The sequence below is a fragment of the Phyllobacterium myrsinacearum genome (genome assembly GCF_002980555.1).
In the GTDB taxonomy this organism is placed as follows: domain Bacteria; phylum Pseudomonadota; class Alphaproteobacteria; order Rhizobiales; family Rhizobiaceae; genus Phyllobacterium; species Phyllobacterium myrsinacearum.
Map to the genome: position 1 here is coordinate 1218736 of NZ_PVBT01000001.1, position 15672 is coordinate 1234407.

Here is a 15672-nt window from a genome sequence, read left to right on the forward strand (position 1 = left end):
CGAATAGTTCTTACAGTACAACCACTTCCGTGCCAACAGTGACGCGGTTGTAAAGATCGATCACGTGATCATTGACCATGCGGAAGCAGCCGTTTGAAGCGGAGCTGCCGATGGTCCATGGCTGCACAGTACCGTGGATACGGATATAGGTATCCTTGTTGCCCTGTGAAAGGTAGAGAGCGCGCGCGCCGAGCGGATTGCCTGGACCACCGTCCATGCCGTTCTCATACTTGGCGTAATGATTTGGTTCGCGCTCGATCATTTCCTTGGTCGGGATCCAACGGGGCCATTCGCGCTTGGTGCGGATTTCGGCGGTACCCTTGAATTCAAGGCCTTCCTTGCCGACGGCAATGCCGTAGCGGCGTGCGGTCGTGGGCGATTCAACGAGATAAAGGAACTTCTGCTTCGGATCGATGACGATGGTGCCGGTCTTGTAACCGGTGAAGGACACATCCTGCGGCAGATATTTCGGGTCCAGCGAGTAGTTGCGCTTGGCGGCCGCCGCGGTTGCGCGGGCTGGCTTGCGGACCTGCGAAACCTTGGCTGGTTTGGCTGTGGAAGCGGTTGGCGCCGTATCAACCTTTGCCGCATCGGCGGGCGTTGCGGCCGTATTGACGGTAGACTGAGCGAATGCTGATCCGGACATGGCCAGAACAGAAATTCCGATGAGCAGAGAGCGACGTGAAATCATAGTGTTAGTTCCCGGATAATATGCACGCGCCATCAGCGGCGCTTGCCAGGCCCCCTAGGCCAAACCTGACTATGGCGATATCCGAAGACTGTTTTTCACTCAATGCAAATCACCGTGAAGAACTGTCCGGACTGATTCTTCACCGCCAAGGGTTGCGGAAGCGCAACACATTTGCTGCGCATCCGTAAAGAATCAGTTTCCGCGGCCGTTACTGGGAATTGGGAACCGGGTTGGCAGGCTGTGCTGGCGCGGCCGGAGCAGCGGGCGCAGGCGCTGTTGATTCGGCCGGTGCCGGAGCCGCTGGCGCAGGTGCCGCGTTACCCGATGCGGCCGGTGCCGGAGTGCCGGATACCGGCTGCGTGGTTGTCGCAGCGCCTGGAAGCTGGTTGAGAATGCCGCCCGATCCTGGCTGGCCACCGGTTGCAGGCTGTCCGCCCGTCGTTGCCGGAATACGGTTGAGAATATCCGTCGGGCTTTCGGCGTAGCGGGACATGATGCCGAGCGCCAGGGACGTGATGAAAAAGCCCGTTGCAAGAATTGCCGTTGCCCGCGTGAGCACGTTGGCAGCACCGCGTGCGCTCATGAAACCCGAGCCGCCACCGATTCCAAGACCGCCACCTTCAGAGCGCTGCATCAGCACAACTCCAACGAGGGCAAGTACAATCAGAAGGTGAATGACGATAACGACGGTTTGCATGGGGTATTTTCTGCTTTCTAGGTGTCGGACGCGGCTCTTTACACCGTATCTCGTAATAAACCAAGCCCGTCAGCGGACAGTTTTCTCGGCAATTCGGCGCTTTCGATGCTCTTCAGAGCGAATGATACGCTTCACAGATGGCCAGGAAGTCGACAGCTTTCAAGCTCGCACCGCCAACAAGTGCGCCGTCGACGTTCTCGATGCCCAGAAGTTCAACCGCGTTGGAGGGCTTTACCGAGCCGCCATAGAGAATGCGCTGCCGCGCTCCCTGCCCCCCAAAACGCGCTGCCAGTGCCGCGCGGATCGACGCGTGAACCTCGCGGACATCCTCGGCGGTCGGCGTCAATCCCGTGCCGATGGCCCATACCGGCTCATAGGCGATCACCGTATTGGCAGCGGTGGCGCCATCGGGAATGGAACCGGCCAGCTGCGTTGCAATGATATCGAGCGTCGCTCCGGCCTTGCGCTGTGCCTCGGTTTCACCGATGCAGATGATCGCAACCAGTCCGGCGTCCCATGCCGCCACGGCCTTGGCGTTGACCATGGCATCGGTTTCACCGTGATCCGTGCGCCGCTCCGAATGCCCGACAATGACATGCGACGCGCCGGCATCCTTCAACATGGCAGCCGAGATGTCACCCGTGTGCGCACCGGACTTTTTCGCGTGGCAATCCTCGCCGCCAATGTGAAGCGCCTCGCCTTCCACCGACTGGGCTGCCCGGAAAACAAGCGTGGCCGGCACGCAGATCAGTGCGTCGATCTTCTCGCCGATGGCTGAATTCGGCCGGTTGACGATAATACGCAGTTCATCCAGGGACTCTCCCGTCCCGTTCATTTTCCAGTTACCAGCGACGAGTGGACGGACATCAGGGGTCATTCGGCGTTCCTCAAGACGATAGATTTGATGATTTCTCGGTCATTTGATTGTCTGACTAGCAAATTCACTTGATAAAGCAATCGACACAAGCCCTTCATGACGCTATTCCCCTAGGCAATTCAATGTGAGCCTCATACTGTTACGGTGACTTTCTATGCTCGATTCCTTGCGCGACGTGGCCCAGACCTGGGTAGCCAAGCTGCTTCTCGCTCTTCTTGGCGTCAGTTTTGTTGGCTGGGGCGTTTCCAATACCATTCTCAGCGCCGTCGGCCATGGATCGGCAATCAGTGCCGGAAGTTCGAAAGTCTCACCGGTCGAGTATCGTCTGGCCTATGACCGGCAGCTTGCCGCCCTGCAGCAGCGTTTTGGCCAGCGTTTCACACGTGAACAGGCCGATGCCATCGGCGTGAGCAATCAGGTCCAGGCGCAGCTTGTCGCCGGTGTGGTGCTCGATGAGGAAGCGCGGAAGATGTCGCTCGGTCTGTCAAAGGACCGTCTGGCGCAGCTGGCTGCCGAAGATCCGGCGTTTCAGGGTCCCGATGGCCGCTTCAATCCCGGCCAGTTTGATCTGGTGCTGCGCAATGCCGGCATGACCCCGCAGGGCTATCTCGACAGCCGCAGCAAGATTGCCCGCCGCCAGCAGATCGTCGAAGCCGTCGCCGATGGCATCACGGTACCTGATACGCTGCTGAAGGCAGTCGCGACCTACAAGGGCGAATCCCGCACCATCGATTACGTCTCGATGCCCAAATCCTTCATCACCGACATCCCTGCCCCCAGCGATGCGGACCTGAAGACCTATTTCGACGCGAACAAGGAAGCTTACGCAGCGCCGCAATATCGCAAGATCACCTACGTCAAGCTTGAGCCCAAGGACATTGCCGACCAGGCGTCGGTTTCGCCGGAAGAGATCAAGGCGGAATACGACAAGAACATCGCGCGCTACACCTCGCCGGAAACCCGCACCATCGAACAGCTGACCTTTGCCAATGCCGATGCCGCCAAGGCTGCGCACGACCGTCTGGCAGCAGGTACGTCGTTCGAAGATGAAGTAAAGGCCGAAGGCAAGACGATGAGCGATGTCGGCCTTGGCACATTCCAGCGCAATGCCCTGCCCGACCAGACCATTGCCGATGCCATCTTCAAGCTTCAGGCCGGCGGTGTCAGCGACGTGATTACCGGTGCCTTTGGCCCGGTCATCGTGCGTGTAACCGCCGCTGCACCGCAAGTCATCAAGCCGCTTTCCGAGGTGGAGAAGGATATTCGCGAGACGATCGCGCTTTCCCTGGCAGCATCCTCTGTCATGTCCGTGCACGACGCCTATGAAAATGCACGGGCCGACGGCGCAACCATGGCCGATGCCGCCGCCAAGCAAAACCTCAAGATGGTGACCATTGACGCCGTCGATCAGTCGGGCCGCGGACCGGACGACAAGGAGATTCCCGGTATTCCGTTCGGTGAAAACCTTCTGGCCGCCGCCTTCCTCGCCGACCAGGGGTTTGACAACGAGCCGCTCAACATCGGTCCGAACAGTTTCCTCTGGTATGATGTCACCGGCATCACCCCGGCACGCGACCGCACGCTCGATGAGGTGAAGGCACGGGTCACCGACAATTGGCGGACGGCGGAACTTGAAAAACGCCTCAACGAGAAGGCCGAGGAAGTGCGCAAGCGCGTCGCCTCCGGCACGTCGCTTGACGACATCGCGGCTGAATTCAAATTCACCAAGGAAACCAAACGCGGCATCACGCGCCAGTCAAAGGATACCGACCTTGGCGTGGGCGGCGTTGCCTCGGTGTTTGACGGCCCGAACGGCCTTGTCGGCGTGACTGAATCGGCGGCGGACCAGTCGAAGCTGATCTTCAAAGTGACGGAATCGATCGAACCTGTGAATGTGGGACCGGACTCGCTGACCAAGGCGGAGAAGGATTCCTTCACATCGCGGTTGTCGGACGACCTGCTCGACCAGCTGGTCATGCAGTTGCAGACCGTCTACCCCGTCACCATCAACAAGACCGTTATCGATCAGGCGCTTGCCCGCCAGTGAATGCAGTGAGATCCGGGAATGGCTGAACTGAAACGTTTCATCGGCATTGCGGCAGCGGGAAAAGCCCTTTCCCGCGAGGAAGCCGTGGAAGCCTTCGACATCATGATGTCGGGACAGGCAACCCCGGCGCAGATCGGCGCCCTGCTGATGGCGCTGCGCGTTCGCGGCGAGCAGGTTGACGAGATTGCCGGTGCCGTCTCGGCCATGCGCTCGAAGATGCTTCCCGTGAAGGCCGTGCCCGGCGCTATCGATATCGTCGGCACCGGCGGCGACCAGTCGGGTTCCTATAATGTTTCAACCTGCGCCGCCTTCGTCGCGGCTGGCGCCGGTGTCCCGGTGGCCAAGCACGGCAATCGCGCCCTGTCCTCGCGCTCCGGTGCGGCCGACACGCTGGCGGCTCTTGGCATCAACATCGAAATCGGCCCCGATCTGATCTCCACCTGCATCGAGGAAGCCGGTATCGGTTTCATGTTCGCGCCGTCGCATCATCCGGCGATGAAGCATGTCGGTCCGGCCCGGGTCGAACTTGGCACCCGCACCATCTTCAATCTGCTGGGACCATTGACCAATCCTGCCGGCGTTACCCGCCAGCTCGTCGGTGTCTATGCGCCGGAGTGGGTAGAACCCATCGCGCAGGTGCTCAAGAACCTCGGTTCGCAATCCGTATGGGTCGTGCATGGCGACGGTCTTGATGAAATCACCACGGCGGGCGTTACCAAAGTCGCCGCTCTTGAAAACGGCGTCATCCGCACCTTCGAGATCGAGCCGGAGGCCTTCGGCCTGCGCCTGGTCGATCCTCAGGATCTCAAGGGCGGAACGGCGGAAGAGAATGCGGTCTCGCTGCTCTCCGTTCTCGATGGCGCGCATGGCGCCTATCGCGACATCACCCTGTTCAATGCGGGCGCTGGCCTGGTTGTCGCCGGCGTCGCGAGCGATCTGAAAACCGGCATCAGCATGGCCGCCCATTCCATCGACAGCGGTGCGGCGCGACATGTGCTAAAGAAGCTGGTGCATGTATCCAACAGCAAGGCCGACTGACCATGGTTGATATTCTTCGCAAGATAGAAGCCTACAAGCGTGAAGAGATTGCTGCCGCCAAGATGCGTTGGAGCGTCGATGAACTCAAGGCCCGGATCAGCGATCAGGACGCACCGCGCGGTTTCCTCAATGCTTTGCGCCAGAAGCGCGCGGCCAACGCATTCGGCCTGATTGCCGAGATCAAGAAGGCGAGCCCGTCAAAAGGCCTGATTCGCCCTGATTTCGATCCGCCTGCGCTGGCCAGGGCCTATGAACAGGGCGGTGCGGCCTGCCTTTCCGTGCTGACCGATGCACCGTCGTTTCAGGGTGCGCCGGAGTTTTTGACCGCTGCCCGCGCCGCCGTCAGCCTGCCCGCCCTGCGCAAGGATTTCCTCTTCGACACCTATCAGGTGTTTGAAGCCCGCAGCTGGGGTGCCGATTGCATTCTGATCATCATGGCCAGCGTCGACGATGCCCTGGCTGCAGCGCTCGAAGAGACGGCCATGGCGCTCGGCATGGATGTGCTGGTCGAGGTGCATGATGAAGCCGAGATGGAACGGGCGCTAAAACTCACCTCGACTCTTCTTGGCATCAACAACCGCGATCTGCGCACGTTCCATGTGGATCTCGCCGTATCGGAACGGCTGGCCAGAATGGTGCCTTCGGACAAACTGCTCGTCAGCGAAAGCGGTGTCTTCACCCATGCGGACTGCCAGCGTCTTGCCCAATCCGGCATTGGCACGTTCCTTGTCGGCGAAAGCCTGATGCGCCAGAGCGATGTGGCGGCGGCCACCCGCACGCTTCTGCATGGCTCGACGGACCAGCAGACAAGCGCCGCATGACAACCGCACCGAAGCTGACCCATCTCGACAGTAGCGGCGCGGCCCATATGGTCGATGTCGGCGGCAAGGCCGAGACCGAGCGAGTTGCCGTGGCCGAAGGGTCCGTGCGGATGCTGGCGGAAACGCTCGACCTGATCCTGTCCGGCAATGCCAAGAAGGGTGATGTCATCGGCACGGCGCGTATCGCCGGGATCATGGCCGCCAAGAAAACCCATGAGCTTATTCCGCTCTGCCATCCGCTGCTTCTGAACAAGATCAGTGTCGATATCGATGCCGACAAGGCCCTGCCGGGGCTGCGGGTGCGTGCCACGGTCAAGCTGACGGGTAAAACCGGTGTCGAAATGGAAGCGCTTACCGCGGTTTCCATTGCATGCCTGACGATCTACGACATGGCAAAAGCCGCCGATAAGGGTATGATCATTCAGGATATTCGCCTGTTGCAGAAATCGGGCGGAAAATCGGGCGATTGGTCCGCGGAAACTTCAAACGGGAATTGAACGATGGCAGACCTCCTTCCGGTTGACGAAGCGCTGCGGCGCATCCTGGCCAATGTGGATCTGCTGGAACCGGAAACCGTTGCGCTCGCCGATGCGGGCGGACGCGTGCTCGCTGCCGACCTGCATGCCCAGCGCCAGCAGCCGCCCTTTGCCGCGTCGGCGATGGATGGCTATGCCGTACGCGCCGCCGATGTCGCCAGCACGCCTGTCCGCCTGAAGCTTGTGGGTCAGTCCGCTGCCGGTCACGCCTTTCAAGGCTCGGTCGATCCGGGTGAAGCCGTGCGCATCTTCACCGGCGCCCCGGTGCCAGCGGGTGCCGACAGTGTGGTCATCCAGGAAAACACCGTGCCGCATGGCGATGAGGTGGAGATTGTCGAGACCATTGCTTTTGGCCGCAACATCCGCGCGGCCGGCCTCGATTTCAACAGCGGCGATGTTTTGCTCACCGCGGGCCGGCAGCTTGATCCGGCTGCCCTTGCCCTTGCCGCATCCGCCGATCATCCGCATCTGTCCGTCGTGCGGCGTCCGCGCGTTGCGATATTGGCAACGGGCGACGAACTGGTCAGCCCCGGCGAAAGCTATCGCCCCGACCAGATCATTGCTTCGAACAGTTACGGTCTTGCGGAAATCGTCCGCAATGCGGGCGGCATTGCCATTGATCTGGGCATTGCCGAAGACCGGCTCGAAGCACTGAGCGAGGCGCTCGACCGCGCAATTGCGGCGCAGGCCGATATTCTGGTGACGCTGGGCGGCGCCTCGGTCGGTGACCATGATCTGGTCCAGCCTGCCCTTGCCGCGCGCGGCATGGCGCTCGATTTCTGGAAAATCGCCCTGCGCCCCGGCAAGCCGCTGATGTTCGGTCATCTTCAGGGCATGCGCATTCTCGGCCTGCCCGGCAATCCCGTCTCGAGCCTGATCTGCGCGCATATTTTCTTGACGCCGCTCATCCGCACCTTCATGGGCCTGCCGCACACGCCCGATCTGCGCGCTGCGGTTCTCGGCACTGATATGCCCACCAATGACCAGAGGCAGGACTATGTCCGGGCGCGCATCGTCTCCGGACCCGACGGCACGCTGACCGCGACGCCGTTTCCGTTGCAGGATTCATCCATGCTGAAGTTTCTCGCCGATGCCAATGGCCTGATCATCCGCGAACCGCATGCGCCTGCCCGTGCCGCGGGCTCGGCCTGCACGATCCTGATGTTGCGGTAACTTTTAGACCGGGCCTCTGGAGTCGTGGGTCAGTCCACAACTCCAGAGCGGTATCGCCTGAGAGCAACCCAAGGCAATTCTATACTCAAATCAGGCAGTTAACCGGTGCTCTCTACGGTCACTTTCCGTTATATTGGCAAGGTCTATTGCTTTTTGCAACCTAGACGCGTGCCGGAAAGATGGCTCGAGTGTTTTGCCCTGTTTGACCGCCTCCACAAACCGTTGGTAATTCGTCGCGACAGGCTCAACCTCGACCTCTTTCCAGACCGCCGTTTCGACATCATCGCCAAGGCAGACCAAAAGTTTCGAGCCGTCATGGCGGTGCACCACTTCGAACGCGCCCTTGTCCCCGTAGACGCGCAGGCGCAGCTCGTTGACATGGCCCGTGGCCCAGCGGCTTGAATGGACGACACCCAGCGCGCCATTGGTGAAGCTCACCGTCATGGTGAAACTGTCATTGGCATCAAGTTCATATTCGCCGATGCGATTGCCTTCCGCCTTGTCGAATGCCTTGAGACGGCAGAACACCTCGTCGATTTCCGTATCGGTGCCATAAACGACAAAATCAAGAATATGCACGCCGACATCGCCAAGCGTACCGTTGGAGCCGTGCTTTTTCGACAGGCGCCAGAGCCAGCGGCTTTCGGTCTGCCAGTCACCCCACATTTTCGAGACAAGCCAGCTTTGCAGGTACGATGCCTCCACATGCCTGACTTTGCCGATCTGGCCGCTGGTGACCAGTTTGCGGGCCGCCTGCAGCTGCGCGACATTGCGATAGGTCAGGTTCACCATGCCGACGAGACCGGCTGCCTCGATCTTGTCGGCCATTTCGGCGGCATCTTCGTAATTGGCCGCAAGCGGCTTTTCGCAGAACACGTGCTTACCCGCCGCAATGCACTGCAAGGTGGTGGCGTGGTGGATGCTGTCGGGCGTGACATTGGCCACCGCATCGAAATCGCCCCAGGCAAGCGCCTCCTCCAGCGAGGTAAAGGCCCGCTCGATGCCATATTCCGCGCGGAATGCTTCCGCCCGGCCCGGATCGACATCGACCGCGCCCGCCAGTGTCACCCCTTCGATTTCAGCGAAATTCTTGGCATGGGAATTGGCCATACTGCCGGTGCCCAAGATCAAAAGACGCATTGGTCCAGTCCTTCACATGAATGTGCCGCACGCTGCAACGCGGTGCCGGCATTGATACTGCGGATATTGGAAACGGCCGCGCCGGCGGCCGCACCTGATCGGATCGGCGTTTAGCGGAAACCTTCCTCGCCGGCGTCGTGCAGGCTGCCGCCGCGGGCGGCGATGGGTTCGATGGCCTGTTCAACCGGCGTGTTCGGCGCCGTGTTGAGTTCCGGATAGCGGTTGGGATTGTAGGCCCAGTTCACCGCATTGCGCAGGACAAGCCCGACCGTCTCGTCGTGATAGGTCGGATAGGTTTCATGGCCGGGACGGAAATAGAACACGTTGCCCGCACCCTTGCGGTAGGTCAGGCCGGAACGGAACACCTCGCCGCCCTGGAACCACGAGACGAAGATGGTCTCGAGCGGTTCCGGTACGGAGAACGGCTCGCCATACATCTCTTCGTTTTCCAGCTCGAAATAGCGCGGCAGGCCCTTTGCAATGGGATGGCCGGGATTGACCACCCAGAGCCGCTCGCGCTCACCGGCTTCGCGCCAGTGCAGCGCACAGGGCGAGCCCATCAGGCGCTTGAAAATCTTCGAGAAATGCCCGGAATGCAGGACGATGATGCCCATGCCTTCCCAGACGCGCTTGGCCACCCGCTCGACCACTTCGTCGGCGACGTCGCCATGGGCGCGGTGACCCCACCAGATCAGCACATCGGTTTCATCCAGTGCCTTGTCGGTCAGGCCGTGTTCGGGTTCCTGCAGGGTGGCGGTCTTGACCGAGATATTGCTGTCGGACGTCAGAAGCCTGGCAATCTGGTTGTGCATGCCTTCAGGGTAGATTTCGGCGACGGTCTTGTTCATCTGTTCATGAACATTTTCGCCCCAGACGAGCGTGCGGATGGTCATCTTTGTCTTCCTATTCATTGCATATGCGGTTGGGAGGATGCGTGTATTCGGTCTTCAGTGTGACGCTGCCGGCCTGCCCGTTTGATCGAAGCGGTGGACATTGTCGTTGATCGGCGAAATGTGGAGCAGTTCGCCGGGCTGCTGGCTTGCAGTCCCGTCCTGTCTGACGACAAGCGGGTCCTTCGCGCCAATATCGATGTAGAGATAGGTCTCGGAACCGAGGTTCTCGGACAGGATCAGCTTGCCGTTCCACGTGCCGCCCTTGTCCTTGATTTCGAGATGCTCGGGCCGCACGCCGAGCGTGTGGGCACGATAGGTATCCGCATGTTTTTCGGTCAGGAAATTCATCTTCGGCGATCCGATGAAACCGGCAACAAACACGGATTGCGGCTTCTCATAAAGCTCAAGCGGCGTGCCGACCTGTTCGACAATGCCGTCGCGCAGCACGCAGATGCGATCAGCGAGTGTCATCGCCTCCACCTGATCGTGGGTGACGTAGATCATCGTGGTTTCGTGCATCTTGGCATGCAGCTTGGCGATCTCGAGCCGTGTCTGCACGCGCAGGGCAGCATCGAGATTGGAGAGCGGTTCATCGAACAGGAAAACTTTCGGATCGCGCACGATGGCACGGCCGATGGCCACGCGCTGGCGCTGGCCGCCGGAAAGCTGCTTTGGCAGGCGGTCGAGATAGGCGGTGATCTGCAGCATGTCCGCCGCCTCGTTCACCCGCCGCTTGATTTCTTCCGTGCCCCCCTTGGCGAGTTTCAGCCCGAATGCCATATTGTCGAATACCGTCATGTGCGGATAGAGCGCATAGGACTGGAACACCATGGCGATGCCGCGCTGCGACGGCGTCAGGCTGTTGACCACCTTGTCGTCGAAGGCGAGCGTTCCGGCGGTGATATCCTCAAGCCCGGCGATCAACCGCAGCAACGTAGACTTGCCGCAGCCGGATGGGCCGACGAACACCATGAACTCGCTCGGGCTGATTTCCAGATCGACGCCCTTGATGACATCGAAGGTGCCGAAGGACTTGCGGACATTGTTGAGACGAATAGCTGTCATTTGAGTTACCCCTTGACGCCGCCGGCGGTGAGGCCGGAAATGATCTTGCGTTGGAAAATCAGGACGAGAACAACGAGCGGCACCGTCACGATGACGGATGCGGCCATGATCGTGCCCCACGGAATTTCATGTGCGCTGGCTCCGGACAGAAGCGCGATGGTGACCGGCACCGTGCGCACCTCCGTCGAAGACGTGAACGTGAGGGCAAACAGGAACTCGTTCCATGCGGCAATGAAGGCGAGCAGTCCGGTGGTTACCATGGCCGGCCACATCAAAGGCAGGAAGACCTTGGTGATGATGACCCAGGGCGTTGCACCGTCGACGATGGCGGCCTCCTCGATTTCGACAGGCAGATCGCGCATGAAGGTGGTCAGCACCCACACGGTGAACGGCAGCGTGAAGATCGTGTAGGAAAAGACGAGGCTCCACAGCGTGTTGTAGAGGCCGAGAAAGCGCACGACCTCGAAAAGGCCCGCCAGCACCGCGATCTGCGGGAACATCGAGACGGACAGGATGGTCAGCAAGAGCAGCGAACGGCCGCGAAACCGCACACGGGCCAGCGCAAAGGATGCGGTGACTGCAATCAGCAGGGCCAGCAGCACCACCAGTGTCGACACGATAAGCGAATTGAGCAGATTGCGGGTGAAACTGCCGGCATTGATGACCGATACGTAGTTTTCCAGCGAGAATGACGACGGAAAATACTCGACGGTGAACAGGTTGCTGCCGGTTTTGAAGCTGGTGATGATGGCGTAGTAGAATGGAAAGACCGCCAGCACGACAATCAGGGTGACTAGCGCATAAAACGCCGTGTTCTTGGTGAGATTCCAGATCATCAGCGGTCTCCTCCATCGAGGCGCACGCGGCCAAGCCAGATCGCCAGTACGGTCATCAGCGCGATCACCAGGAACAGCAGCGTCGATTGCGCCGAGCCATAGGCGAATTTGTCGAACTCGATGAGATTTTCGCGTGCCAGCACCGACATGGTCTTGGTCTGCGAGCTGTTGGGAGTCAGAACATAGATCAGGTCGAAAATGCGCATGGCATCGAGCAGGCGGAAAATGATGGCAACCATCAGCGCCGGCTTGATCAGCGGCAGGGTGATACGGAAGAACTGGCGGATCGGATGCACGCCGTCGATATGCGCGGCTTCATAAATGTCCTTCGGCACCATCTGCAGGCCCGCCAGAATGAGCAGCGCCATGAACGGCGTGGTCTTCCAGACATCGACGATCAGCACCGCCGTCATCGCCGTATCGGCGCTCGCCGTCCAGGCGATGGGATGGCTGATGAAACCGAGGCGCAGGAAAAGATCATTGAGAATGCCGAACTGGTCGTTCAGCATCCAGCCCCACAGGCGGGCGGACACGATGGTCGGAATCGCCCAGGGAATGAGGATGGCGGCACGGACAATGCCCCTGCCCTTGAACTCGGCATTCAGAACAAGCGCAACGATCATGCCGAAAAAGGCTTCCAGCGCCACGGAGATGATGCTGAAGCGGACCGTGTTCCACACGGCATTCCACCAGGTCGGATCGACCAGAAGTCCTGAAAAGATCGTGCGGCCGCTCTTCAGCTGGATCCACGAGAGATAGTTCTTGAATCCCACCCATTTGGCCGCGCCCATATTGGTCAGCGAGGCATCGGTGAACGAGAAATAGATTGTCCGAAGCAAGGGCCAGCCGGCAACGATGGCCAGCGCGATGATCATCGGAATGAGAAACAGCTGCGCCGAACGGGCGCGCTGCCGCAAAAGCTCTGAACGTGCGGTGGAAGGCGTCATGCTCGTATTCCTGCCCGTGTGGTTCCAGATGAAGCGAAAGCGTCAGGCAAACGGTGCGAACGGGGTTCGGGAGGTTGTGAACGCCATCCGCACCGTGCCCTTTGCTGGCAGGGGCCTACCAGCTGTTTCCCTTGAGTTCGGTCAGCTTTGCTTCCAGAAGCTCAAGGTTTTCGGCAGCGGTGCCATTGCCCGATAATGTATCGTGGACCGCGCTCCAGAACATGTTGGACACTTCATTGTATTTCACCTTCGTCGGCGCCGAGGGGCGCGGAACGGAATTTTCAAACACCGGTTTCCAGTTTGGAATCAGCGGCTGCGCCGCGGCGATGTCCTTGTCGTCATAGAGCGCCTTGATGGTCGGCATGCTGGCCTGGGAAATCGCCCGCGCCTTCTGCTGTGCGGGCGAGCCGAGGAACAGCGCCAGCTTGATCGCCTCTTCGGGTGCCTTCGAGTATTTTGAAACGGCGAGGTTCCAGCCGCCAAGCGTTGCGGCGGAGCTTTGGCCTTCCTTGCCGCTCGGCAGAGGCGCCACGTCAAACTTGCCCTTGATGGCGCTGCCATCGGCCCCGGCCAGCGCATAGGCATAGGGCCAGTTGCGCATGAAAACGGAATTGCCGGTCTGCCAGACGCCGCGCGCCTCTTCCTCGGTGTAGGCAAGCACGCCCTTGGGCGAAATGGTGTCGACCCAGCCCTTGGCACGGTCGATGGCTGCTGCCGCTTCCGGATTGTTGATCGAAATCGTGCCGTCCGCCTCGACGATCTGCCCGCCGCCCGAGGATTTTACCCATTCGAGCGCGTTGCAGGTCAGGCCCTCATAGGCATTGGCCTGGAAAACAAAGCCATAAATGCTCTTGTTGCCGCCCGCCCGTTCGCCGTCCTGGATTTCCTTGGCGGTTGCCGCCATCTCATCCCAGGTTTTCGGCACCGGCTTCTTGTACTTTTCCAGCAGGTCCTTGCGGTAATAGAGCGCCGGAGCATCGGTGAACATCGGCAGGGCGACCAGCTTGCCGCCGACGGTCTGGCTTTCGATGATCGAAGGGATGTGCTGGTCGATGACGTCCTTGGCGGCTTCCTTCAGGTCGAGGAACTGGTCGGCCAGCTGCGGCGCCCAGATCACGTCGGTGCGGTAGACGTCGATATCGGTATTCCCGGCGGCGAGCCACAGGCGGTACTGGCCGAAATTGTCGGAACTGTTGGCAGGCATGGCAACGATCGACACCTTGTTGCCGGTTTCCTTCTCGAACTGGTCAAGCTGCTTGCGCAAAAACTCGCGTCCATTGCCAGTGTCGCCGGATACAATCGCCAGATTGGCGGCAAAAGCCCCCGACGCCAGCAAGGTCGTGGTCAAAAGGGTCGCAATGAATGATTTGGCTTTCATGATTTCCTCCCAAAAATCTGACAGAATCGGCTGCCGCACATCGCAGCGATGCTTGGCTCCTCCTCAAAAACTCCTCCTGAAGCGCTTTGGAAATCATTTGAAACATCAAAATTCAAAGCGCTTTGAATGAAAAATGACAAAGCCCCTCCGGCCTGTCAAGCCGCAAATTGGCGGGATAAGCCGGATGCCTTGGCTGGCGGTGTCCTGACCAGACATATTACATATAAATTACAATATATTATGCGGAATATCTCAACATGTGAATTCCCTGCTGGCGCCCCACGGAAACCGCATCTCGCCAACCAAAGATCACAATATCGCGAGCGATTACCCAAAGCGCTTTGAATTTAGGCTCTGGTTATGTTTAGTATTTGGAGTCATATCTGCATTGCCTGAATACACTGTATTGGATTGCGTGCCATGAAACTCAAGGAACTGGCTGAACAACTGGGCCTCTCGCAAACGACCGTCAGTCGTGCCCTGAACGGCTATCCCGAAGTCAACAAGGCCACGCGAGAGCGCGTCAGCCAGGCGGCGCAAAAATACGGCTACAGTGCCAATGCCAATGCCCGCCGCCTTGCCATCGGCCGTATCGGCGCCATCGGCATCCTGATGCCGCGCGACCGCAGCGAACGTTTCGGCCCGCATACGAGCGAATTCTTCTCCGGTCTGGCCGAACAGCTGTCGCAGCACGAAATGGACCTGCTGATGAGCCCGAGCATCAACAATGACGAGCTTGCGGCCTACCGGCGGCTGATTTCCAGCAAGCGCGTGGACGGCATCATCATCACCGGCCCCACCCTGATGGACGAGCGCGTGGCCATGCTGACGGAAGCGAAATTTCCCTTTGTGCTGCACGGACGAACCAATATCGCCGCCCCGCATGCCTGGCTCGACATCGACAATGCCGGCGCCTTCCGGCAGGCGGCATCGCATCTGATCGATCTTGGCCACCGGCATATCGCGATGATTGACGGGCTGAAGGGCCACACGTTTTCCGAGCACCGCGAAATGGGCTATCGCGAAGCGCTGGTCGAGCGCGGCATTGCCGTTGATCCGCGCTTCATCGTGCATGAACGTTTTTCCGATGAGACCGGTTTTCACGAGGCACAGCGGCTTTTGTCCTATACGCCGCATCCCACGGCTATTCTCGCCGGCTCGATGATGACGGCGCTCGGCATTTTCCGCGCCATCCGCTCAAAGGGCTACGAACTGGGCAAGGAAGTCTCCGTGATCGCCCATGACGACGTGTTTCCCTATCTCAATGCCAGCAACATGGTGCCGGCCATGACCACCACCCGGTCGTCGATCCGCTCCGCCGGGTCGCGTATTGCCGAGCTGCTGGTGCGTGTCCTCGACGGCGAACCGGTCGAGAATATCCACGAGATATGGCCCGTAGAACTTATCCTGCGCCAGTCGAGCGGTCCGCCCGTCGCCCCGCGCCGGTGACGTCGCCTGGTCAAGCGTCTGCGCTCGGCGATTCGGACGAAAGCTGTCATGATACTGTGATATCCAATTGGAAACCGACGGAAC

15 protein-coding genes are annotated in these 15672 nt (G+C 59.9%); 6 read left to right on the plus strand and 9 right to left on the minus strand.

The window, feature by feature from the left end; all coding sequences use genetic code 11:
- Positions 1–10: 10 nt before the first annotated feature.
- From C5750_RS05965 to tpiA, 3 genes are all read right to left on the minus strand, one after another.
- Positions 11–691 carry a L,D-transpeptidase gene (locus C5750_RS05965; protein WP_105732864.1) on the minus strand — a complete coding sequence of 227 codons (681 nt, stop codon included), beginning with the start codon at positions 689–691 and terminating at the stop codon, positions 11–13.
- Positions 692–899: 208 nt separating this feature from the next.
- Positions 900–1388: a preprotein translocase subunit SecG gene (gene secG, locus C5750_RS05970; protein WP_105732865.1), complete on the minus strand. Its 489-nt coding sequence runs from the start codon at positions 1386–1388 to the stop codon at positions 900–902.
- 112 nt (positions 1389–1500) lie between these two features.
- Positions 1501–2265: a triose-phosphate isomerase gene (gene tpiA, locus C5750_RS05975; protein WP_105732866.1), complete on the minus strand. Its 765-nt coding sequence runs from the start codon at positions 2263–2265 to the stop codon at positions 1501–1503.
- A gap of 154 nt (positions 2266–2419) precedes the next feature.
- Between tpiA and C5750_RS05980 the strand changes: the two genes are divergently transcribed.
- The 5 genes from C5750_RS05980 to C5750_RS06000 are packed head-to-tail and all read left to right on the plus strand — an operon-like array spanning position 2420 to position 7880.
- Positions 2420–4312, plus strand: coding sequence for a SurA N-terminal domain-containing protein (locus C5750_RS05980; protein WP_105732867.1), 1893 nt, complete (start codon positions 2420–2422; stop codon positions 4310–4312).
- Between the two features lie 18 nt (positions 4313–4330).
- Complete coding sequence (gene trpD, locus C5750_RS05985; RefSeq protein ID WP_105732868.1) at positions 4331–5350, plus strand: anthranilate phosphoribosyltransferase; 1020 nt, start codon at positions 4331–4333, stop codon at positions 5348–5350.
- A gap of 2 nt (positions 5351–5352) precedes the next feature.
- Positions 5353–6171, plus strand: coding sequence for an indole-3-glycerol phosphate synthase TrpC (gene trpC / locus C5750_RS05990; RefSeq protein ID WP_105732869.1), 819 nt, complete (start codon positions 5353–5355; stop codon positions 6169–6171).
- Positions 6168–6668, plus strand: a complete 501-nt coding sequence (gene moaC / locus C5750_RS05995; protein ID WP_105732870.1) for a cyclic pyranopterin monophosphate synthase MoaC — start codon at positions 6168–6170, stop codon at positions 6666–6668. The genes trpC and moaC overlap by 4 nt, the downstream gene beginning before the upstream one ends.
- A 3-nt stretch (positions 6669–6671) precedes the next feature.
- Positions 6672–7880: a molybdopterin molybdotransferase MoeA gene (locus tag C5750_RS06000; protein ID WP_105732871.1), complete on the plus strand. Its 1209-nt coding sequence runs from the start codon at positions 6672–6674 to the stop codon at positions 7878–7880.
- 90 nt (positions 7881–7970) lie between these two features.
- Here C5750_RS06000 and C5750_RS06005 read toward each other — a convergent pair whose 3' ends face one another.
- From C5750_RS06005 to C5750_RS06030, 6 genes are all read right to left on the minus strand, one after another.
- The gene (locus C5750_RS06005; protein WP_105732872.1) at positions 7971–9020 is read right to left on the minus strand and encodes a Gfo/Idh/MocA family protein; all 1050 of its coding nucleotides are present in this window, start codon (positions 9018–9020) and stop codon (positions 7971–7973) included.
- A gap of 110 nt (positions 9021–9130) precedes the next feature.
- Complete coding sequence (locus C5750_RS06010) at positions 9131–9913, minus strand: ThuA domain-containing protein (protein ID WP_105732873.1); 783 nt, start codon at positions 9911–9913, stop codon at positions 9131–9133.
- Positions 9914–9967: 54 nt separating this feature from the next.
- Positions 9968–10978, minus strand: a complete 1011-nt coding sequence (locus C5750_RS06015; protein WP_105732874.1) for an ABC transporter ATP-binding protein — start codon at positions 10976–10978, stop codon at positions 9968–9970.
- 5 nt (positions 10979–10983) lie between these two features.
- Positions 10984–11814 carry a carbohydrate ABC transporter permease gene (locus C5750_RS06020; RefSeq protein ID WP_105732875.1) on the minus strand — a complete coding sequence of 277 codons (831 nt, stop codon included), beginning with the start codon at positions 11812–11814 and terminating at the stop codon, positions 10984–10986.
- Complete coding sequence (locus C5750_RS06025) at positions 11814–12761, minus strand: carbohydrate ABC transporter permease (RefSeq protein WP_105732876.1); 948 nt, start codon at positions 12759–12761, stop codon at positions 11814–11816. The genes C5750_RS06020 and C5750_RS06025 overlap by 1 nt, the downstream gene beginning before the upstream one ends.
- 115 nt (positions 12762–12876) lie before the next feature.
- Positions 12877–14139 carry an ABC transporter substrate-binding protein gene (locus C5750_RS06030; RefSeq protein ID WP_105733143.1) on the minus strand — a complete coding sequence of 421 codons (1263 nt, stop codon included), beginning with the start codon at positions 14137–14139 and terminating at the stop codon, positions 12877–12879.
- A 420-nt stretch (positions 14140–14559) separates the two neighbouring features.
- Between C5750_RS06030 and C5750_RS06035 the strand changes: the two genes are divergently transcribed.
- Entirely contained in the window at positions 14560–15588 is a 1029-nt protein-coding gene (locus C5750_RS06035) for a substrate-binding domain-containing protein (protein ID WP_105732877.1), read from the plus strand.
- The last annotated feature ends 84 nt before the right edge of the window (positions 15589–15672 follow it).

Coding starts and splice junctions, on each gene's coding strand:
- C5750_RS05965 (WP_105732864.1), bottom strand. CDS start 691: ATGATTTCACGTCGCTCTCTGCTCATCGGAATTTCTGTTCTGGCCATG.
- secG (WP_105732865.1), bottom strand. CDS start 1,388: ATGCAAACCGTCGTTATCGTCATTCACCTTCTGATTGTACTTGCCCTC.
- tpiA (WP_105732866.1), bottom strand. CDS start 2,265: ATGACCCCTGATGTCCGTCCACTCGTCGCTGGTAACTGGAAAATGAAC.
- C5750_RS05980 (WP_105732867.1), top strand. CDS start 2,420: ATGCTCGATTCCTTGCGCGACGTGGCCCAGACCTGGGTAGCCAAGCTG.
- trpD (WP_105732868.1), top strand. CDS start 4,331: ATGGCTGAACTGAAACGTTTCATCGGCATTGCGGCAGCGGGAAAAGCC.
- trpC (WP_105732869.1), top strand. CDS start 5,353: ATGGTTGATATTCTTCGCAAGATAGAAGCCTACAAGCGTGAAGAGATT.
- moaC (WP_105732870.1), top strand. CDS start 6,168: ATGACAACCGCACCGAAGCTGACCCATCTCGACAGTAGCGGCGCGGCC.
- C5750_RS06000 (WP_105732871.1), top strand. CDS start 6,672: ATGGCAGACCTCCTTCCGGTTGACGAAGCGCTGCGGCGCATCCTGGCC.
- C5750_RS06005 (WP_105732872.1), bottom strand. CDS start 9,020: ATGCGTCTTTTGATCTTGGGCACCGGCAGTATGGCCAATTCCCATGCC.
- C5750_RS06010 (WP_105732873.1), bottom strand. CDS start 9,913: ATGACCATCCGCACGCTCGTCTGGGGCGAAAATGTTCATGAACAGATG.
- C5750_RS06015 (WP_105732874.1), bottom strand. CDS start 10,978: ATGACAGCTATTCGTCTCAACAATGTCCGCAAGTCCTTCGGCACCTTC.
- C5750_RS06020 (WP_105732875.1), bottom strand. CDS start 11,814: ATGATCTGGAATCTCACCAAGAACACGGCGTTTTATGCGCTAGTCACC.
- C5750_RS06025 (WP_105732876.1), bottom strand. CDS start 12,761: ATGACGCCTTCCACCGCACGTTCAGAGCTTTTGCGGCAGCGCGCCCGT.
- C5750_RS06030 (WP_105733143.1), bottom strand. CDS start 14,139: ATGAAAGCCAAATCATTCATTGCGACCCTTTTGACCACGACCTTGCTG.
- C5750_RS06035 (WP_105732877.1), top strand. CDS start 14,560: ATGAAACTCAAGGAACTGGCTGAACAACTGGGCCTCTCGCAAACGACC.